Annotated in this window: 18 protein-coding genes; 2 read left to right on the plus strand and 16 right to left on the minus strand. The window is 67.3% G+C overall.

Translation table 11 applies throughout. The features are described 5' to 3' along the window. Positions 1-4 precede the first annotated feature (4 nt). The 6 genes from Q0Q02_RS11685 to Q0Q02_RS11710 form a co-directional block, all read right to left on the minus strand. On the minus strand, positions 5-1,399 hold the full coding sequence (locus Q0Q02_RS11685; protein ID WP_293809560.1) for a porin: 1,395 nt from the start codon (positions 1,397-1,399) through the stop codon (positions 5-7). A gap of 254 nt (positions 1,400-1,653) precedes the next feature. Beyond that, positions 1,654-2,697, minus strand: coding sequence for an ABC transporter ATP-binding protein (locus tag Q0Q02_RS11690; RefSeq protein WP_293809562.1), 1,044 nt, complete (start codon positions 2,695-2,697; stop codon positions 1,654-1,656). Beyond that, complete coding sequence (locus Q0Q02_RS11695; RefSeq protein WP_293809669.1) at positions 2,694-4,193, minus strand: iron ABC transporter permease; 1,500 nt, start codon at positions 4,191-4,193, stop codon at positions 2,694-2,696. Before Q0Q02_RS11695 ends, Q0Q02_RS11690 begins: the two co-directional genes overlap by 4 nt. Positions 4,194-4,329: 136 nt before the next feature. Then, positions 4,330-5,337 (minus strand): iron ABC transporter substrate-binding protein, encoded by a 1,008-nt coding sequence (locus Q0Q02_RS11700; RefSeq protein ID WP_293809564.1) that lies wholly within the window; start codon positions 5,335-5,337, stop codon positions 4,330-4,332. A 196-nt stretch (positions 5,338-5,533) separates the two neighbouring features. Then, positions 5,534-6,442: a DMT family transporter gene (locus Q0Q02_RS11705; protein WP_293809566.1), complete on the minus strand. Its 909-nt coding sequence runs from the start codon at positions 6,440-6,442 to the stop codon at positions 5,534-5,536. 11 nt (positions 6,443-6,453) lie between these two features. Then, positions 6,454-7,611, minus strand: coding sequence for a PLP-dependent aspartate aminotransferase family protein (locus Q0Q02_RS11710; RefSeq protein WP_293809568.1), 1,158 nt, complete (start codon positions 7,609-7,611; stop codon positions 6,454-6,456). A 128-nt stretch (positions 7,612-7,739) separates the two neighbouring features. Here Q0Q02_RS11710 and Q0Q02_RS11715 point away from each other — a divergent pair, with 128 nt between their 5' ends. Then, on the plus strand, positions 7,740-8,201 hold the full coding sequence (locus Q0Q02_RS11715) for an Lrp/AsnC family transcriptional regulator (RefSeq protein ID WP_293809570.1): 462 nt from the start codon (positions 7,740-7,742) through the stop codon (positions 8,199-8,201). Positions 8,202-8,327: 126 nt separating this feature from the next. Next, the gene (locus Q0Q02_RS11720; protein ID WP_293809572.1) at positions 8,328-9,491 is read left to right on the plus strand and encodes an AGE family epimerase/isomerase; all 1,164 of its coding nucleotides are present in this window, start codon (positions 8,328-8,330) and stop codon (positions 9,489-9,491) included. Between the two features lie 179 nt (positions 9,492-9,670). Here Q0Q02_RS11720 and Q0Q02_RS11725 read toward each other — a convergent pair whose 3' ends face one another. The 10 genes from Q0Q02_RS11725 to Q0Q02_RS11770 form a co-directional block, all read right to left on the minus strand. After that, positions 9,671-10,654, minus strand: a complete 984-nt coding sequence (locus Q0Q02_RS11725; RefSeq protein WP_293809573.1) for an ABC transporter ATP-binding protein — start codon at positions 10,652-10,654, stop codon at positions 9,671-9,673. Further along, positions 10,651-11,631, minus strand: a complete 981-nt coding sequence (locus Q0Q02_RS11730) for an ABC transporter ATP-binding protein (RefSeq protein WP_293809575.1) — start codon at positions 11,629-11,631, stop codon at positions 10,651-10,653. Before Q0Q02_RS11730 ends, Q0Q02_RS11725 begins: the two co-directional genes overlap by 4 nt. Beyond that, positions 11,628-13,172: a gamma-glutamyltransferase gene (locus Q0Q02_RS11735; protein WP_293809577.1), complete on the minus strand. Its 1,545-nt coding sequence runs from the start codon at positions 13,170-13,172 to the stop codon at positions 11,628-11,630. Before Q0Q02_RS11735 ends, Q0Q02_RS11730 begins: the two co-directional genes overlap by 4 nt. Then, a complete protein-coding gene (locus Q0Q02_RS11740; RefSeq protein WP_293809578.1) occupies positions 13,172-14,068 on the minus strand; it encodes a polysaccharide deacetylase in 897 nt (298 codons plus the stop codon). The genes Q0Q02_RS11735 and Q0Q02_RS11740 overlap by 1 nt, the downstream gene beginning before the upstream one ends. Before the next feature lie 13 nt (positions 14,069-14,081). Then, positions 14,082-14,867: an SDR family oxidoreductase gene (locus tag Q0Q02_RS11745; protein WP_293809579.1), complete on the minus strand. Its 786-nt coding sequence runs from the start codon at positions 14,865-14,867 to the stop codon at positions 14,082-14,084. 12 nt (positions 14,868-14,879) lie between these two features. Beyond that, on the minus strand, positions 14,880-15,737 hold the full coding sequence (gene nikC / locus Q0Q02_RS11750) for a nickel transporter permease (RefSeq protein ID WP_293809581.1): 858 nt from the start codon (positions 15,735-15,737) through the stop codon (positions 14,880-14,882). Next, a complete protein-coding gene (locus tag Q0Q02_RS11755) occupies positions 15,734-16,660 on the minus strand; it encodes an ABC transporter permease (RefSeq protein ID WP_293809582.1) in 927 nt (308 codons plus the stop codon). Before Q0Q02_RS11755 ends, nikC begins: the two co-directional genes overlap by 4 nt. A gap of 6 nt (positions 16,661-16,666) precedes the next feature. Next, positions 16,667-18,172: an ABC transporter substrate-binding protein gene (locus Q0Q02_RS11760; RefSeq protein ID WP_293809584.1), complete on the minus strand. Its 1,506-nt coding sequence runs from the start codon at positions 18,170-18,172 to the stop codon at positions 16,667-16,669. Next, entirely contained in the window at positions 18,169-18,948 is a 780-nt protein-coding gene (locus tag Q0Q02_RS11765; RefSeq protein WP_293809585.1) for a GntR family transcriptional regulator, read from the minus strand. The genes Q0Q02_RS11760 and Q0Q02_RS11765 overlap by 4 nt, the downstream gene beginning before the upstream one ends. A 153-nt stretch (positions 18,949-19,101) precedes the next feature. Further along, a complete protein-coding gene (locus tag Q0Q02_RS11770) occupies positions 19,102-20,301 on the minus strand; it encodes an MFS transporter (protein ID WP_293809586.1) in 1,200 nt (399 codons plus the stop codon). Positions 20,302-20,375 lie beyond the last annotated feature (74 nt).

Genomic DNA, 20,375 nt, shown 5'->3' on the forward strand with positions numbered 1-20,375 from the left:
CCGGCTAAAAGCTGCGCTCGAGGAAGATCTGTGCAGAGGTCTGCTGGCCTGTGAAAGCGATCGCCGCCGTACGGCCCGACAGGTTGGCGCGCTGGCTGGCGATGGAGAGCTCTGCCCCCAGCCTCAGGCCTTCGAGCGGCTTCCAGACCAGGTTGGCTGTCGCGCGATCGATGCCAACGGATGCGGACAGCCCGGATCCAGGCAGGGAGAGGCGATACCGGCTGACATAGATGTTGCTGCTCCAGTCGGATACCCAGTCCCAGCCGATGGATATGACGGCGGACCAGCCGCGTGTTGGTTCATCCGGCAGCAGACCGGGCAGTACCGTGCGGCGATCGAGCTGCGAGCCGATATAGACGGGTGCATCGATGGCTCCCGCGATCTGGCCGGATATCCGGATCTCGTGTTCCTGTATCTTGGGCGTCCAGGTCAGGCCGAGGAGACCGGCGCGGCCAAGGCGCGTGGAAGCCCCGGAAGCGCTTGGCATCTCGCGCAAGGCGGCCGCCGCTTGCACAGCAAGGGCATCGGTCTCGTACAGCAGCCGCACGACACCGTCGGGAAAACGCCGACTTGCCACCGGCAAGGAGCTTTGGCCCATGCGGGTATCCTCCAGCGAAACGCTCACCGTCGTCTCGTCTGAAAGGGCACCGGTGAAAGCCAGCATCCCGACGCTGCGGCTGGGTATCCGTCCGAGGAAGGCGAAATCATCGCCGGTCCAGTAATCGAAGCGTGAAGAGACGTATCCGAACTGCCAGGAGCCGAGCGTGATGCTGGCTTCGCTCAGCGTCGTCTCCTGGCTGCCATCGGCGGCGGCATCCGTCTGGAGCTCGAAGGCCGTCAACAGACTCGTGCCGTCGGCGAGTTGCTGGCTGCTCTCGATGCGGAAACTGGCGGAGAGCGGGAAGCTGGTCGCGGATGATGGAGCCAGGCGCGTTGCTTTTGTGGTCAGGCCCGTTCGATACCAGTCACGCTGCAGCCCGGCATTGACGGTGCCCGACACCCGCACACAGGTGGCGAGGCCGGGGAGGTTGAAGCCACCCGAAACGGCACCGTCGTCGGGCGCATCTGCCGAAGCATCGTCGTCGCCCTCGTCTTTCTCCTGCCCCGCCCGCGGAGATGGCGGCAGAAGGCGCGCCGGCTCGGCCTCAGGTAATCGGCAGGCACGCAAGAATTGCGGAGGCCGTGCCGCCGCATGCGCAAGATCGACCATGCCGGACAGGGTCAGCCCCGCAAGCAATGACACCAGGACGCCCGGGCGCTGTCCCGACCTTGATCTCCCGGCGCGGATGGCGGCTGCGGCGCGGCGATCCGATGCGGAGAAGGGCAGGACAGCCAGCCGATGGCTGGCCGTCTTCGGCACCCTCCACTTGCGATCGACGCTTTGCCCGTCCTGAACCATGTTTCGAACCTGATGCCGATTCCCAGGACACGGCAAGTAGCAGCTTGGACGGCTCCGTGTTGTGCTCCGCAAACGTACAGATTTCGAAGAAAATGCACGGAAACCGCGAGGGCCGCCATCCCGACATTTCGAGAAAGCGTGTGGAGGCTTCAAAAACACCGAGCCGGAAAATCGAATTCGCCTTTCGAGCGATCCGAATTTCGGAAAGGCTTCGGATCGATCCGAGAGGCCGATTCCACCTCCGGTTCGACGCGTCAGCGGGGCGCGGGAAACAGGAACGCGGCTCCCTTGATCGAGACGAAGACGCGATCGCCGATCTGTGGGGCTTCCAGGCTCGAAATCTGTGCGGTGAAGCGGATTTCCGTCTCCTCGTGTCCGGCCCGCAAGGCCACACCGCATTGCGCGCCTCGGAAGGTGACATCATCGACCCATGCTTCCAGTCCCGGTCCGGTGGCGGACAGGTGGAATTGCTCCGGCCGGAGCATGATCGTGCCGCCCCCGCGGCGGCCACCCGTTTCGGCCGCAAGCCGGCCCAGAGCGCAGGAGACGCCCACCGCCTCGATCTTGGCATCGAACAGGGCGGCATTGCCGAGGAACAACGCTGTCTCGGTGTCGGCTGGCCGCCAGTAGAGTTCATAGGGACGGCCCGCCTGCGCCAGCCGGCCCTCGCGCATCACTGCGAGCTGGTCGGCGAAGGACAAGGCCTCGCTCTGGTCATGGGTGACCAGGATCGTCGTGATGCCGGCCTTGGCGAGGACGCGAGCAACGGCTTGCCGAACGCTCTCGCGCAACCCGGTATCGAGTGCCGAGAACGGCTCGTCGAGCAGCATCAGGGCGGGCTTGCGGGCGAGCGCGCGGGCGAGCGCGACGCGCTGCTGCTGGCCGCCGGAGAGCTCATGCGGCCTGCGGCTCAGCATCGCGGCATCGAGCTCCACGAGCTCCATCAGCGCGCACAGGCGGGCCGCCCGGTCCGGCTCGTCGCGCGGGATGCCGAAGCCGAGATTGTCGGCGACGTCGAGATGCGGGAACAGCGCCCCGTCCTGCGTGACATAGCCGATCCGGCGTCGATGGGCGGCGGCGATGGCCGGGCCGTTGGCCAGGACCTGCCCGTCGAGCGTCACCGTTCCGGCATCGGGCGCCTCGAAGCCGGCGATGATGCGAAGGAGCGTGGTCTTGCCCGAACCGGATGGCCCGACGATGGCGACGCGGCTGCCTGCCTCCACCGACAGCGATACGCGATCCAGCGCCAGCGTCGCGCCGTAACGTTTCGAGACGTCCGAGATGACGAGCTGGGTCATGCGTTGAGGGATTTGCCTGCCTGGGCGTGCAACAGCGCGGTCATCGGCAGCGAGAGGAGGATCATGAGCACGGCATAAGGCGCCGCCTTCGCATAGTCGAGTTCGCTGGTCAGCGCCCAGAACTCGGTTGCCAGCGTGCGGGTGCCGTTGGGCGCAAGCAGCAGCGTCGCGGTCAGCTCGGTCGCCACGCCCATCGCGACCAGGGCCATTGCGGCAGCGACGCCGGGGGCCGCGAGCGGTAGCGTGACGGCGAGCAAGGTCCGGGCCGGGTTGCGGCCGAGCGAGGCGGCGGCGCGCTCCAGTTCGACGGGAACCTGTGCGATGCCGGCCCGCAGGCCGACCAGCGCGCGCGGCAGGAACATCAGGACATAGGCCAGAACCACCGTCGCCACGGTCTGGTAGAGCGGCATGGCGATCCGCACGGTCACCGTGACCAACGCCAGCGCCACCACGACGCCGGGCAGGGCGCCGGGATATGTGTGGCAGCTTTCCAGGAAACGCGTCGCGCGGTTGGGCGCACGCACCGAGAGCCAGGCCATCGGCAGCGCCGCTGCGACGGCGGCGAAGGCGCCGGCCGCAGCATAGCCGAGCGTCGTCGCCAGGGACGCCGCCAGCGCGCCCTGGCGCCAGATGGAAACTCCGTCGGCCATGAGCCAGCGCGACAGCATCAGCGCTGGCACGCCGAGGCCGAGCAGGGCAAGGACGATCGGCAGCGCCAGAGCTGGCCACCGCCAGAGGCCGAGCTGCCGGCGCGAAGCCGGACGCGGGGAGCCGGAGCCGATCCGGGCGTAGCGCGCACTGCCGCGCAGCAGCCATTCAAGGCCGATCAGCCCGACGCAGCTCAGCACCAGCACGCCGGCCAGCATGTTCGCTGCCGGGCCGTTATAGCTCGACTGGAACTGGTCGATGATCGCGGTGGTGAAGGTGTCGAAGCGGATCATGGCGTAGAGCCCGTATTCCGCGAGCAGGTGCAGGCCGACCAGCAGGCTGCCGCCGCAGATCGCGAGCCGCAATTGCGGCAGCACGACACGCAGGAATATCCGCGTCGGAGACTGCCCGAGCGAGGCGGCGGTGTGCTCGAGCTCAGGGTCGAGCCGGCGCATCTGGGCCGCGACGGGCAGGTAGAGGAATGGAAGGTAGGCGAGGACCGAGACCAGCGCTGCCGCCGGCAGCCCATGGAAGCGCGGGAAGAGGCTGCCCCAGGCATAGGACTGGACGAAGGCCGGCACGGCCAAGGGGGCGACCGCGAGCCAGGACAGGAATCTCGCAGCGGCCATGTCGCTGCGCTCGGTCAGCCAGGCGAGCGCGATCGCCAGCAGGATCGCCGGCGGCAGCGTGCAGAGCTCGAGCAGCAGCGTATTGACAAGCAATTCGCCGACGCGCGGCCTCCAGATCAGCGCGAGCGCCGTCTGCCAACCGGTCTCGACCGCGATCCAGAGGATGAAGCCGAGCGGCAGCAGGGCGCAGAGCGCGACGCTTCCCGCAAGCAACAGCATCGCCCGGCCGGCGAGGTTGCGACGCCGCCTGAGAGGCAAGGCCGGCAGGACCGGCATGTCGAGGGAAAGCGGTACGGTCATGGGGGCAGATGCGCGCGAGGGCATCTCGCACGCATGTCAGGTTGGTGCAACCGGATCAGAGCAGGCCGGCGGCCGTCATCAGCTCGGTGACCTTCTTGCTGCCGAGCTGCGAGGGCTCGACCTTCGGCGCGTCGAGCTTGGCGATCGGCTCCAGCTTCGGGTTCGAGGCTTCGCCATTGCCGATGGCGTATTCGAAGGAATCGCCCTCGCGCAGCACGGCCTGACCGTGCTTGCCGCTCATCCACTTCACGAAGGCTTCCGCCTCCTTCTTGTGCTTGCTCGATTCCAGCACGCCGGCGCCGGAGGTGCTGAGGAAGGCGCCGGGGTCCTGGCCGCGGAAATAGTGCAGCCCGACATTGCCGCTGTTCTCTCCGGTCTTCGCCTGGTCACCGAAATAGTAATAGTGATAGATCACCGCGCCTTCGACCTCGCCGGCATTGACCGCCTTCATGGCGACGCTGTTGCCGCGATAGGCGCTGGAATTCGCCTTCATCGCCTTGAGCCAGTCGGCCGTGGCGGGCTCGCCCTTCAGGACCAGCAGCGCGCCGACGATCGCCTGGAAATCGGCGCCCGAGGGCGAGGCCGCCCAGCGGCCCTTCCACTTGGCGTCGGCGAGATCGAGCATCGATTTCGGCAGGTCGGCGTCCTTCAGCTTGCGCTTGTCGTAGACGAAGACGGTGCTGCGCGCAGCGACGCCGGTCCAGCGCCCGCTGGCGGGGCGGAACTGGGCCGGCACCTGGTCGAGCACATCCTTGGGTAGCGTCTCGAACAGCCCGGCCTTCTCGACCAGCACCATGGCCGGCGAGTTCTCGGTGACGAAGACGTCGGCGGGGGAAGAGGCGCCTTCCTGGACGATCTGGTTGGCGAGCTCGGTATCCGACCCCTTGCGGATCGTCACCTTGATGCCGGTCTCCTTGGTGAAGCCGTCGGCCCAGGCCTGGGTCAGGCTGGCATGCTGGGCGTTATATACGGTGATGCCGTCCTGGGCCCGAACCGCGCCTGCCATGGCGAGCGTGACGGCGAGCACGCCGATCCGCAGTGCAAGGGACGAGTATGACGTCATGCGACCTTCTCCTGCCAATGCAGTTCAAAAGATGAGGCCGCGGTTAGATTCCCATGCGTCAAAGCTGTCAATTATTATCGTGTAGTTTATAATCATTTGAAACAATGCGGGGTGCGGGTCTCCGACTGCAAATCGCAGGATCTCTGTTCGGCATTACGGGCTTGATGATCTGACGCGTTGGAAGCGCGGTATCCGCTCAGGCCTCGCGGCGGGGAGGATCGCGCCGCAGTGCCAGGGCGACGCCGCTGATGGTCAGTGCGATCGCGAACACCTCCCGGAGTCCGAGCGTTTCGCCGAGCAGAGGCACGGCGGTCAGCGTCCCCACCACTGGGACGATCAGCATGCTGGTTGCAGCGACGGCGGTCGGCAGCCGCCTGAGCGCGCCGAACCAGGTGAGATAGCAAAGCGCCATCGGGCCGATGGCCATGTAGGCCAGTCCCAAAGCGCCCTGCGCCGACAGCGCGGCGATACGCGGCTGTTCAAGCGCGAGCCCCAAGATCACCATCGGCAGGCAGCCGAGGCCGACCTGCCAGGCCGCGACGGCCGGGCCCGGCATGGCGAGGGGCTTCCTCGCCTTGACCGTACCGAGCGCAAACAGCACGGCCGCCGCGAAGGCGAAGAGCACGCCGGGAAGCTTGGCCGCTGAGAAGTCGGGCCCGCCCATCAGGACGGCCATGCCGGTGAGGCTGAGGCCCAGGGCCACCAGGCTGCGCCGGGTTGGACGCGCGCCGAGCAGGGGCCAAGCCATTATCATGGCCCAGATCGGCATCGAATAGGCGATCAGGGCGCCTTCCGAGACTTTGAGCCAGTTCAACGCGAGCGCTGTGAAGCCCATCCAGGCGAAGACGTTGATCGCGGCCGCCACGATGAGAGGCACGCGGGCTTCCCGTGGTACGGCAAGGCTATTGCCGCGAGCTGCTGCCAGCAAGGCGAGGCAGAGCGTACCGAGCAGGCCGGCCGTCCCTCGCGCGAAGAGCGGCGGCCAGTCATGCAGGACGAATTTCAGCACCGTCCAGTTGAGGCCCCAGCCGAAGGCTGTGACCAGCAGCAGGGCCTTGCCGACCGTCTGACTGGCCGGCATGGAGGCGGAGCCTGTCACGGTCATGGCATGGCGCCTTAAACGCGATGCCCGGCCTTCAGGGCCTGGTCGAGATCGGCATAGAGGTCTTCGATATCCTCGATGCCGGTCGAGAGGCGTAGCAGGTCGGTCGGGCAGGGCGAGCCCGCGCCCTCGATCGAGGCGCGATGCTCGATCAGGCTCTCGACGCCGCCGAGCGAGGTGGCGCGCTTGTAGAGTTCGACATGAGCCGCTGTCGCGATCGCTGCGCCTTCGCCGCCGGTGACCTGCACCGAGAGCATGAAACCGAAACCATTCTCCATCTGCCGCGCCGCGATGTCGTGGCCGGGATGCTGCGGCAGGCCGGGATAGAGCACGCGGGCCACAAGCGGATGGGCCGAGAGCCGCTGCGCCAGTGCCATCGCGGAGGCCGCCTGCCGCTCCTGTCGCACGTGCAGCGTGCGCATGCCGCGCATCAGCAGATAGGCCTCGAACGGCCCGAGAATGCCGCCCTGGCCCTTGCGGACCGTCTTGACCCGGTTCCAGAATTCATCGTCCTCGCGGGCGCAGAGCGCGCCGGCGACGACATCGGAATGGCCGTTCAGCACCTTCGTCGCCGCATGCATGACGATATCGGCGCCGAGCGTCAGCGGGCGCGTATGGACAGGCGAGGCGCAGGTCGAGTCGACCGCGAGCTTGGCGCCGGCCTTGTGCGCGATCTCGGCTGCCGCGGCGATGTCGGTGATGGTCCAGAGCGGGTTTGAAGGCGTCTCGATCCAGACGAGCTTGGTCGCGCCCGGCTTTACGGCGGCCTTGAGCGCGGCGAGATCGTCGGTCTCGACGAAATCGACCTTGATGCCCCAGCGCGTCGCCTCGTTGAGCAGCCAGGCGCGCAGCGCCCAGTACATCACCTTGGAGGCGACGACATGGTCGCCGGGCGAGAGCGCCTGGAACACGGCGGTCGCCGCCGCCATGCCCGAGCCGAACAGCAGCGCGCTGGCCTTGGCTTCCTCCAGCATGGCGAGCACGGCCTGTGCCTCGTGCACGGTCTCGTTGTCCGGCCGGCCATAGATGAAGCCGGTCGAGTAGCCGTTATCCTCGTCGCGGATATAGGTCGTCGAGACATGGATCGGCGGCACGACGCCCCTGGTGGTCGGGTCGATCTTGCCCATGGCCTGCGCGGCAAGGCTTCTCTTGGTCCACTTCGTCGCAGTCATGACCCGTTTTCCAGTTTCGTCAGCGCCGACGGGGTCGGCTCCTGGATCAGATCATGCCGACAAGAGCTTGGCGATTGTCGCCCAATTTTGCTATCAGGTGACGAATTTAGTCGATCGTAGGGTATCAAGTGGCCAAAGCGGTCGATCTCGACAAGTTCGATTACGCCCTGCTGCGCGAGGTGCAGGCCGATAACCAGACGCCGGCGCGCGTGCTGGCCGAGCGCGTGGGCCTGTCCCAGAGTGCGGTATTGCGGCGGCTCAGGCGCTTGCGGGCGGAAAAGGTCATTACTGCCGATGTCTCGATCGTCAGTCCGGAAGTCATGGGTGTGCCCGTGACGGTGCATGTCACCGTCTCGATCATCCAGGGCTCGCGGACCTATGGCGATTTCGCCCGCAAGCTTCAGGCCCGGCCCGAGGTCAAACACGCCTCCTACGTTACCGGCGACGCGGATTTCGTGCTGCATCTGCAGGTCGAGAGCATGGCCGCCTATGCCGCCTTCACGCGCGAGGTCTTCCATGACGATCCCAATGTCGCGGAATACCATAGTTATATCGCCATGCGGGAAGTCGTCGGACCGGGGGCCGTGTAGCGCTCTGCGTGGAGGTCATGTGGACGCAGGCCTTCGCTGGAGCTATCGGCTCAGGTCTGTCGTGAAGCGGCGGGTGATGAAGAGCTTGGCCCTCGTTCCCTCCTTCCTCGTTGAGGATATCGTTCGATGAAAAGTGAAGAGGCCCCGAAGGTCGCTGCTGGCTTGCCCTCGAAAGCCTGGCTCAGGGAAACCCTCCTCCCGTCCTGGATCGGCCGCGCTGTCCGGCCCGGCCATGCCGGCTTCGTCGAGCTTTTCGATCCGGCCGATCCGGATCGCGAACCCGGTCCAGCGAGAACGACGCTGGTCACCGCCCGGCTGATCTATGTTTTCAGCCATGCCCATCTGCTCGGCCCGCAAGGGGATGCGCTCGCCGCAGCCCGCCACGGCTTCGCCTTCCTGCGCGATGTATGCCGGGAAGGCGGACAGGGGCGCTTCCTGCATTCCGTTCGCGAGGATGGCACGCCGGTCGATGCCCGCACCGATCTCTACGATCTCGCCTTCGTTCTCTTCGCCATGGCCTGGTATTACCGTGCAACGCAGGACGAGGCGGCGCTCGCGATCGCGAACGAGGTGATCGGCTTCATCGAAGGCGAGATGGCGCATCCGCAGGGCGGCTTTGCCGAGGACACGCTGGGCACGCTGCCGAGGCGGCAGAACCCGCATATGCACCTGCTCGAGGCATTCCATGCCCTGGCCGAAGCGACCGGCGAGCAACGCTGGCTCGACCATGCCGATGCGATTGTCGGGCTCGCGCGCGAGCATTTGGTCGATGCCGAAACCGGGACGCTCGGCGAGTATTTCAGTGATGACTGGCAACCGGCTCCCGGCGCGGCCGGCCAGGTTTGTGAGCCCGGCCATCATTTCGAATGGACCTGGCTGCTGCTGCATCACTGGCGCCTGACCGGTGACACTGAAGCGCGCGATCTGGCGGAAAGGCTCTACGGCTTCGCGGTCCGCCATGGCATCGACGATGGTTCGGCAGGCCCGCTCGCGGCCTTTGACATGGTCGACCGCTCCGGCAATGTCACGGCGCCGACCAAGCTGCTCTGGCCCCAGACCGAGGCGATCAAGGCCTTCCTCGCCCGGATCGAATTCCTGGATGACGCCAATGCGGCCGCGCGCCTCGACAGGCATCTTGCCAGCCTGTTCCGCTGGTTCGTCGCGCCCGAGACGGGACTCTGGTTCAACCAGCTCGCGAAGGACGGGACGCCCAGGCAGGCCGTCATCCCGGTGCGGGTGCTCTACCACCTCCTGCTCGCCCTCGCGGAATGGGAGCGCGTTCGCGGCTAGATCGGTTTTCGCTCGGACTGAACCAGCATCCGTCATTGCGAGCCCTCGGGTCTTGCCTTCGGCAAGCCCAAGGACAGGCTCCGCGAAGCAATCCAGGGGGGACGTAGAGCTATGCCGCCCCTGGATTGCTTCGTCGCTTCGCTCCTCGCAATGACGGTTCAGCCCGGTCGGAAACGGATCTAACCGGCCGCTTGCCGTCCGACATGGACGCAGGCCGCTTCGGTGCCGGTTTCGCCGGCCGCGAGCGGGAAGCGGTCATTGGCGCAGACCGCGATGCGCTCCGGGCAGCGCGTCACGAAGGGGCAGCCGACCGGCGGCGACAGCGGGCTCGGCAGATCGCCGCTCAGGATGATCTTTTCGCGATGGCGCTGCGCGCGCGGGTCGGGCAGCGGGATCGCGGACAGCAGCGCCTTCGTATAGGGGTGCTGCGGCCGCTCGAAGATCGCATCGACCGGACCCTGCTCGGCGACCGTGCCGAGATAGAGAACCATCGCCTCGTCGGCGATATGCCGGACGACCGAGAGATCATGCGAGATGAAGAGATAGGACAGGCCGAGATCGCGCTGCAATTCGAGCAGCAGGTTGAGCACCTGCGAGCGGATCGAGACGTCGAGCGCCGAGACCGGCTCGTCGAGCACGAGCAGGCGCGGTGACAGGGCGAGCGCCCGCGCGATGACGACGCGCTGGCGCTGCCCGCCCGAGAGCGCGCTCGGCAGGCGTTCGGCGAGCGCCGCGGGCAGGCCGACGCGATCCAGCAATTCGGCGACGCGCGCCTTGCGGTCGGCACGGCTGTGACCGGCGATGGCGAGCGGCTCAGCGATGCTGTCGGCGATGCTCATCTTGGGGTCGAGCGCCGAGGACGGGTCCTGGAAGACGATCTGGATATCCTGCGCCAGCGCGGCGCGCTCGCGCCCCTTGAGCACGGTGATGTCGCGCCCGTCGAAGCGGATCGTCCCGGATGTCGCCCGCTCCAGCCCGACCACGGCATAGGCCGTCGTCGACTTGCCGCAGCCGGATTCGCCGACCAGCGCCAGCGTCCGCCCGGCCCGGAGGTCGAGCGAGATGCCGTCGACCGCCTTGACGCCGCCGCCCGGCGTGCCGATGCCGCCGCGCAGCGGAAAATGCACCTTGAGGTCACGGACCTGCAGCAAAGGCTCGCTCATGCCATCGCCTCCAGCCGGTCGACATGCCAGCAGGCGGCGCTATGGGAAGCGCTGACTGCGACGGCGAGCGGAACCTGCTTGCAAGCCTCGTCGGCGAGTGGGCAGCGCGTCCGGAAGCGGCAGCCCTCCGGCCAGGCGCCGGCCGACGGCACCATGCCCTCGATCGTGCGCAACACCGTCTTTCTGGTGCCGTCGAGCTTCGGGATCGTGCCCAGCAGCAGGCGGGTATAGGGATGGCTCGGCGCGGCGAAGATCGCATCGACCGGGCCGCTCTCGACGATCCGGCCGCCATACATCACGCAGACATCGTCGGCGAGATCGGCGACCACGCCCATGTCGTGGGTGATCAGCACCACGGCGCTGCCGACCTCGTCGCGCAAACGGCGCATCAGGTCGAGGATCTGCGCCTGGATGGTGACGTCGAGCGCCGTCGTCGGCTCGTCGGCGATCAGGAGCGAGGGCCGGCAGATCAGCGCCGAGGCGATCATGATGCGCTGGCACATGCCGCCGGAAAGCTCGAACGGATATTGCCGGGCGCGCCTTGCCGGATCGGGAATGCCGACGCGTGCCATGATCGCGATGGCCTCCTTCCGGGCGGCGGCGCGCGACAGTCCCCGATGCAGCAGCAAGGCTTCTTCAACCTGCTCGCCGACCCGCATCAGCGGATTCAGCGAAGCCACCGGCTCCTGGAAGATGATCGCGGCATCGTTGCCGCGCACCTCCGACAGCTCCGCCTCGGAAAGCCCTGTCAGCTCGCGCCCGCCGAGCCGGATCGAGCCGCCGGAGATCCGCGCCGCGCCCGGCAGCAGGCCGAGCACGGAGAGCGCCGTCAGGCTCTTGCCGCAGCCGGATTCGCCAACGATCGCGAGGATGCGGCCCGTCTCGACGCCGAGTGAGACGCCGTCGACGATGCGGTTGCTCTCGATCTCGATGGCGAGGCCTTCGATCGCCAGCATCGGGTTGGTGCGCTCGCTCATACAGATGCCGCCGCGACCGCGGCCCAGGGGCTGGTCGGATGCGCCATGCCGAGGAAGCAGCCATCCGCCGCCCGCATCACGGCCGAAGGCACGGAGAAATTCACGGGGTAGAGCGTGTCCTCGACGATCTCGACCGGGAAGGCGCTTGCGATCCGTGCGGCGACATCCGGCTCGGCCCGCGCGTCGACCTTGATGCGCGGGGTCGAGGCCTCGATTCGGGGACGGTGGAAGACATCTTCGAGTGAGAGCCCGAAATCGGCGATGCCGGAGATCATCTGCAAGAGCGTCGGGAAGATCGTGCGGCCACCGGCGGCGCCGATCGCAAGCCATGGCTTGCCGTCGCGGCTCAGCACCAGCGGGCACATGTTCGCCAGTGGCTTCACGCCGGGAGCCATGCTGTTGGGCTGGCCGGGGCGCGGATCGAACCACATCATGCCGTTGTTCATGATGATGCCGGCCCGCGGCAGCGCCACGCGGGCGCCGAAGCGCGAGAGCAGCGTATTGGTCAGCGAGACCATGTTGCCGTCACGGTCGACGACGCTGACATGCGAGGTGCAGCCGGCCTGCGGCGTCGCGGCATGGCCCATGCTGTTGAGCCTCACCGCATAGGCCTCGCGGATCGCCGTGGCATAGGTCAGCGCCGCATCGGCCTGCGAACTGCTTTCGCCGAGGCCGCGCGCTTCGACGCGCCGTGCGGCATCGAAGAAGGTCGGGCCGCCGCTGAGCCCGGGGATAGCGGCGATGTCGAGATCGCGGTAGCGCCCGGTCAGGGCCGGCGACCACACCGCCTGATAGCCAGCGAGGTCGTCAGCGCGAATGGCCGAGCCGCCGGCTTCGAGATCACCGGCGATCAGGCGTGCGGCCTCGCCTTCGTAGAAATCGCGTGCGCCGGCTTTCGCCAGCCGCTTCAGCAGCGCGGCCTTCGCCGTCATCGGCTTGAAGCGGCGGGTATCGGCGCCGGCCTTGGGCGGCTGGCCGTTGTCCAGAAGGATTGCGGAAATCGCCGGATCGCGCGACAGCCCGGCGACCTCGACCGCGATGCAGAGCGCCGCATACCAGTCGATCTCCAGCCCGCGCTCGGCATGCTCGATCGCCGGCTGCAAGGCCTCATCCCAGGAGATCGTGCCATAGCGTTCCAGCGCCGCGGCGAAACCGGCGATGGCGCCGGGCACGCAGATCGCGCTGTAGCCCGCGATATTGCGCTCCCCGACCACGGCGGGCCAGGCGAACCAGTTGCCAGAACCGGCCTCGGTCAGCGGATAAACCGCGGGGTCGAGCCCGCGTGGCGAGCGCACATTGAAGTCGAGCGTGTCGAGCGCGCCGGTCTGGCCGTCGGCATGGATCAGGAAGCCGCCGCCGCCCACGCCCGAAAGCCAAGGCTCGACGATGCTCAGCACCAGCGCGGTGACGATGGCCGCATCCATCACGTTACCGCCCCGCGCGAGCACGGCAGCGCCGGCCTCCGCGGCATGGCGGTTCTGCGCAGCCACGAGGCCGTGCTGGGAACGGACGGCCGGGCGACGGATGCTGAAGGTCTGCATCAGGCTTTGGTCCTGAAACGTAATGGCGCGCTCGGCTGTGGCAGGCGCATCGGTACGCTGAAACGCTGCGCATTGGCGCTCGCGGCGTGGTGGGCAGCGAGTTCGCCGACGGTCGCGATCCAGACGCCGGGCGAGGCGGTCACCACGTCGAGCAGCTTCTCCAGCATGCGGACGCGCCCGGCCCGGCCGGAGATCCAGTCATGGACGGTCAGCATCATCATCCGCCCTTCGCGATGCAGCACCTCCCATTCGTCGAGCCAGGCATCGAGGATGCCGTTCTGGGCCGAGGGCGGGGCACGGTCCTGCGCGCTGCCGGTGAAGCGGAAATAGACGGCATCGTCGACGGCCCAGAGCACCGGGACCTGCGTCACGCCGTCGATCGTATAGGGATGGTCGAGGCCCATCAGCGAGGAATCGTAGAGCCCGCGCCGCTTCACCTCCTCCAGCATGAAGGGCGTCATCTCCCAGGCCGGCGAGCGGAAGCCCTTCGGCACGATTCCGGCCTGGCTCTTGAACAGCGCGAGAGACTCGTCCATCGCCCGGGCGAATTCCTCTGGCCCGGCCTCGGTTGCGAGTTCATGGAAATAGCCGTGCAGGCCGATCTCATGGCCGCGCTCGACGAAGGCTGGCAGCAGCTCCGGGTGGTTCTTGGCGATCAGCCCCGGCACGAACAGCGTCGCCTTGATGCCGTAGCGGTCGAGCAGGTCGAGCAGCCGCCAGATGCCGACGCGCGGGCCGAACAGCCGCTGTTCGATCTGTCCGAGCGCGACCGGCGCGCCTTCCGGCAGGCTCCACTGGTAGGGGCTTTCCGCATCGACATCGATGGTGAAGCAGAAGGCGCTCGACTTGCCCTGCGGCCATTCATAGGCGGGGCGGGAGGCGTTTGGGGCGGTCATGGGCTCAGCCTCCTCAGAGCGCCTGTTTTTTGTCCTGGTGGACGGCGAGCGAGCCGATCGAATTGCCGCCGTCGACCGTCAAGGTCGCGCCGGTGACATAGGCGGAGGCGTCGCTGGCGAGATAGAGCAGGGCGTTGCCGACATCGGCGCGCGAGGACGCCCGGCCAAGCGGGATCTGCGCGACGGTGTTCTGGATATGCGCGTCGGTCAGGGCGCTGACCGTGCTGCCGGTGGCGAAGCCCGGCTCCAGCGCGTTGGAGCGGATGCCGTATTCGGCGAGCTCGACGCCGAACCCCTTGGTCAGCCGGTCGAGCGCGGTCTTCGACATCGAGTAGACGCAGGCCGTGCGCCGCATCTTGCGCGAAGCGCCCGAGGAGATGTTGATGATCGAGCCCTTCACGCCCTTGCGCACCATCTGGGTCGCAAGCTCGCGGGTCAGGATGAAGGGCGCTCGTAGGTTGATCGCGAGGATGCGATCAAACTCGGCGGTCGGCGTGTCCAGCAGGAAAGCGCTCGGATAGATGCCGGCATTGTTGACGAGGATGTCGGCGGCGCCCCAGCGCTTGCCGATCTCGCTGGCGAGCGCCACGATCGAGGCCTCGTCGGTCAGGTCGGCGGGCATGACGAAGCTCTCGCCGGAAAGGCCCATCGCCTTGGCCTGGGCCTCCAGATCCCCGGCCCGTGCATCGGTCAGGCAGAGCGTGGCGCCGGCCTCGTGCAGCACTTCGGCGATCCAGCGGCCGATCACCCCGCAGGCGCCGGTGACGACGGCGCGCTTCCCCTTGATGTCCTCGAACATGGGCTTCTTCCTTCAGCGATGGCGGGGATCGAGGCGGTCGCGCACGGCGTCGCCGGTGAGATTAACGGCGAGCACCAGCACGAACAGGCAGATGCCGGGGAGGGTGGCGACCCACCAGGCGGTCGCGACATAGTTCCGGCCGGTCGAGAGCATCGCGCCCCAGCTCGCGGTCGGCGGCTGGACGCCGAGCCCAAGGAAGGACAGGCCAGCCTCGAACAGGATCATCAGCCCGAATTCGAGCGTCGCGACGACGCTGACGGCACCCACGATATTGGGCAGGACATGGCGGAAGAGGACGCGCGGCGCGCTCGCCCCCATCAGCGCCGAGAGCCGGACATAGGGCATGTTGGCGACGGAGAGCGTCTGGCTGTAGGCGATGCGGGCGTAGCGCGGCCAGCGCGTCAGCGCGAGCACCATGATGACATTGACGATGCCGGGGCCGAGCACCGCGACGGTGATGATCGCGAGCAGGATCGCCGGGATCGACAGGAAGACGTCGACGACGCGCATCACCGTGATCTCGACCCAGCCGCGTCGGTAACCGGCGATCATGCCGAGCGTCGTGCCGACAACGCCGGAGAGGATGACCGAGGCGAAGGCGACGATCAGCGAGATGCGCGCGCCATGTATCACGCGGCTGAGCAGGTCGCGGCCGAGCTCGTCGCTGCCGAGCCAGTAATGGAAGCTGCGCGAGACTGTGCCGGGCGGCTTCAACCGGCCGAGCAGGTTCTGCTGGTTCGGATCATAGGGCGCCAGCCAGGGCGCGAAGACCGCGACCAGCACAACGAACGCGATGATGCCGACCGGCCACCAGCGCCACAGCGCGCGGCGCTTGCTGCGCGGGATCGGGCTTGCCGTGGCGACGCTCACCGCGCGCCCTCCAGCACGATGCGCGGGTCAACCAGGCTGTAGAGCAGGTCCGACATGAGGTTGAGCAGCACAGTCACGAAGGCGCCGAGCAGCACCACGCCCTGCACGATCATGAAGTCGCGTGCCAGGATCGCCTGCACCGTCACTTGTCCCAGGCCGGGCCATGCGAAGACCGTCTCGACGATGACGGCGCCGGCCAACAGGTTCGAGATTTCGAGCGCGGCGACGGTGATGACCGGGATCGAGGCGTTGCGCGCGAGATGGTGGATGAGCAGCCGGCCGCTGCGGACGCCGCGCGAGCGGGCAGTGCGGACATAGTCCTTCGAGAGTTCGTCGAGCAGGGCCGAGCGGGTGATGCGTGCGAAGGTCGCCATGCTCAGCAGGCCGAGCGCGAAGGACGGCATGACGAGATGCCAGAGATCGCCGGTGGAGGAGGGCGGCAGCCAGCCGAGCAGCACCGAGAACACCAGGATCATCAGGATGCCGCTCCAGAAGGTCGGCATGCTCTGGGCGGCGAGGACGAAACCGGCGGCCGCCTTCGCCGCAGGCGAGTTGCGGAAGATCGCCAGCAGGATACCGATCGGCACGCCGATGCCGCAGGCGACGAGGAGCGCGCCGGCCGCCAGCATCAACGTATAGGGCAGGCGCGAAGCGATGATCGTGGTCACCGGCACGCGCTGCACCACCGACTGACCGAGATCGAAACGCGCGAGCTCGCCGAGGAAGTCGAGATACTGCACCGGGAGCGGCCGATCGAAGCCGAGCTGGTGGCGCAAGGCCGCGATATCGGCCTGCGTCGCCGTCTCCGGCACGAGCAGGTAGGTCGGGTCTCCCGTCAGGCGCTGGACGAAGAAGATCAGCGTCACCACCCCGAGGATGGTGACGAGCGCCTGGCCCAGCCGGCGGAGCAGGAAACCCGGCACCGCGGCTCAGTCCTTCCAGCTCATCCGGTTGATGAACATGCTTTCGTTCGGCGTCGGCTGGAAGGTCAGGTTCTTCGCCGCGCCATAGATCACCACGGCCTGGTAGAGCGGCACGACCGGCACGTCGCTGGCGACGATCTCATGCACTTGCTTGTAGGCGGCGAGACGCTTGTTCGTGTCGAGCGTCGCGCGCGCCTCCTCCAACAAGCTATCCATCTTCGGGTTGCGATAGGCCGACCAGCCGCTGCTCTTGTGCAACAGCGGGAAGAGCACGCCATCGGCATCCTGGCAGGCGCAGGACCAGCGGCCGAAGCTGAGCAGCGAGGTCGTCTCCGGCCCGGCCTGGGCGCGCTTCAGATAGGTTGCCATGTCCGACATCGCGATCTTCACGTTGAAGCCGGCTTCGGTCAGCATCTGCTGGATCGCCTGGACGATGCGCTGGTCGAAGACCGGCGCGGTCGAGAGATCGATCTCCGCCTTCGCGGCCGGGCCTGCCTCGGCGATCAGCGCCTTGGCTTTGGCGAGGTCGTGTTCCGGCGCCTTGATGCCGTCGACCCAACCGAAAATCGCCGGCGTCAGCAGTTCCGGCACCTGCTTGTCATAGCCGCCAAGCAGGCCGTCGATCATCGCCTGCTTGTCGAGCGCGTAGGCGGCCGCGAGCCGGAGCTTGGGATTGTCGAAGGGCGGCTTGGTCGTGTTGAGCCGGACATAGGCGACACGCTCGGTCAGGCCGATCAGCGCATGGGCCTTGGGCGAGGATTTGAGCTGACCGGCCTGGTCGGCATCGAGTGTAACCACAAGATCGCTCGCGCCTGCCTGCAGATTGGCGAGCCGCGTCGCTGCATCCGGGACGGCGCGGAAGGTCACCGCTGGGAATGGCGCCTTGGCGCCCCAATAGGCGTCGTTGCGCGCGAGCTGCACGTTCACGCCGCGCTGCCAGGACTCGAACTTATAGGGGCCGCTGCCGACGGGCTTGAGGTTGAAGGCATCTTTGCCGACCGCCTCGACCACGGCCTTGGGCACGATCGAGAGCTTGACGAGCTGGGCCAGCAGCGCCGGATAGGCCCCGGCGGTGACGAGCTTCACCTTGGTCGACGAGAGCGCGATCGCCTCCGTGATCTTGTCGAACTGGCCGAGCTGGGGGCTGGCGAATTTCGGGTCGGTGATGCGCTTGACGCTGTAGACGACGTCGTCGGCCGTCAGCTTCGAGCCATCATGGAAGGTGATATCGCTGCGCAGGTCGAATTCGATCTCGGTATCCGAGACCTGCTTCCAGGCGGTTGCGACCTGCGGGACGATCGCGCCCTTGTCGTCGCGGGTGACGAGATTGTCGAAGATGTTGCGGTAGACATAGTAGCTGTCGGGATTCCACTGCACCTGCGGATCGAGCGAGGACGGCTCGTTGACGAGGTCGACGACGAAACGATCCTTGGCGGCCAGCGCCGGCCCGGCCGCGAGGCCGAGCGCGGTGGCGACGAGGAAGGCGGCTGCGGCTTTCGAAACACGGCTCATCGCGATTTCTCCTCGGATACGGTGTGGGACGGCTTGCGGTCGTTCGTACTCTGGCGGCGTCGGCGGCTGCGTACGGAAACAGGTTCGTTCTGCGGAAGCAGGTGTGCGGTGGCGAGAAAGCCGTGCGCCACGGCATCGGTGAAGCGCGCTTGTTCCTGTTGAAGTGCGAGCCGTGCAGCCTCTCGGTCGTTGCGCAGGAGCGCATCGAGCAATGGACGCGGATCGGCTGCGGGCGGCGTCGCGCCGGCGAGTTCAAGCGAGCGCGTCAGGCGCTCGGTATGATCCCAGAGATCGCGCAGCCAGACCGCGATGAAACCACCGACCCGCAGGGCCAGGAGATCGAGCGCCTGCCGGCACAATTGCTGCGCCATGGTGCGTGCGGAAGGATCGTCGCGGTCGATGACGGCGTCAATCGCCCCCCGCAGGCTGCCGAGCAGCGCAGCGCTGTGTTCATCCAGCGGCCTCTCGACCAGAGCCGGCTCGATCCGTAGCCGCGCCTCGACGATCGCGCTGGCAAGCGCGCCGTCGACCGCGGCGACGCGCCAGCCTTGCCGTGCGTGCCGGGCGACGAAGCCCGCTGTCGCGAGTTCCGTCAGCGCGACGCGAACAGCGGCGCGCCCGAGGCCGAAGCGCTGCGCGAGATCACCCTCATGCGCGTAGGTGCCGGGAACGAGCTCGCAGCGGACAAGCGCCTGCCGCAGGCGCCGGCTCGCAAAGGCGATGTCGCTCTCTGCCGCTGGCGGTTTGGGTAGGGAGAAGGGTGACTGGTCGAGCATGAAGCCATGCTGGCTCAGTTTCTGACATCTGACAATCAATTTGTGAGATGTTAGAAATGCATGATCCGGCGCGCTTAAGCCCCGCCATGCATGGCGGGGCTATGGCTTTGATCCTGTTCGAATGATCGGCTGCCAGGTTGCGCTGCCGAAAGCCTATTGTTCGGCTGGAACGGTGCTCGCGGTGGGCGCGGTCTGCGCCAGGAAGAAGAAGGCCAGCGACGCACACCAGACGATCAGGCCGAACACCGTGGCGCCGGCCAGCACCAGCCCGAAACCGCCTTGCGCATGCAGCACGGCCAGCATCGGCACGACAAAGCCGCTGACGGTGAAGCCGAGAAAATAGCGCACGCTGAACGCCTTGGCGCGATGCTGCGCCGGTACGTAGCGGGCGACCATCGCATCGTTGACGACGACCTGCCCATAGATCGCGGCCATGGTCAGGACGAGGCCGAGCAGCAACGGCACGCCCGAGGTCGTCGCGGCGAGCGCGAGGCCCAGCGGCTGCAGGAGCGCGAGGCCGACGAACAGGGCGGGCAGCGTGTAGCGGTCGACCAGCCGGCCCATCAGCCATTGCGTCGCTGCCCCGAACACGAAGACGAGCGTTGCCAGCGAACCGGTGAGCGCCAGCGGCAGGTCGAGGCCGAGCCGCTCATCGATGATCTTCGGCAGCGCGATCGTGGTGATGTTGAAGGTCATGCCGCCGGCGATGATTGCCACGGCGAAGACGGCGAGCAGCACCATCGGCCGGCTGACCGGGATGAGCTCGGCCTTGCCGGAACGGTTCGCGGACGGGTTCCCGTCGCCGGGCACGAGCGCGAGGAAGGCGGCGCCGAGCACGAGGCAGACGAGGCCTGGCAGGATGAAGGCGGCGCGCCAGCCGAAATTCGCGGCGATGAGCGCGGTGACGCCGGCTGCGGAGGCTGCGCCGAGATTGCCCCAGACGGCGTTGACGCCGAGATCGCGGCCGAGCTGGCGGGCATGGCTGACCAGCATGGTCGAGCCGACCGGGTGATAGATCGCCGAGGCGACGCCGAGCACGAGCAGCCAGCCCGCGAAGGCGGCGGGCCGGTCCGCGCTGGCGACGCCGAGGCAGGACAACCCGTAGCCGATGAAAAACACGGCGAGCATGTTGCGCCGGCCGAACCGGTCGGAAAGCCAGCCCATCGGCAGGGAGCACAGCCCGAAAGCGACGAAGGCACCGGTGGCGAGGCCGATGAGCTCGGCATAGCTGAGATTGGTCTGCGCCGCGATCGCGATCACCGCCGTCGGATAGATCAGCAGCACGAAATGATCGAGCGCATGGGCCGCGTTGACGAAAAGAAGGGTGCGCTTGGACAGGGTCTCGGGGCTCATGGGCGATCTCGCAGAAGGGATGCCTCACTTTAGCTTGACCCGTTAAGCCTGTCGGGTCGTTATCTGACATGATC

The organism is uncultured Allobosea sp., from assembly GCF_945956895.1.
Classification (GTDB): Bacteria; Pseudomonadota; Alphaproteobacteria; order Rhizobiales; family Beijerinckiaceae; genus Allobosea.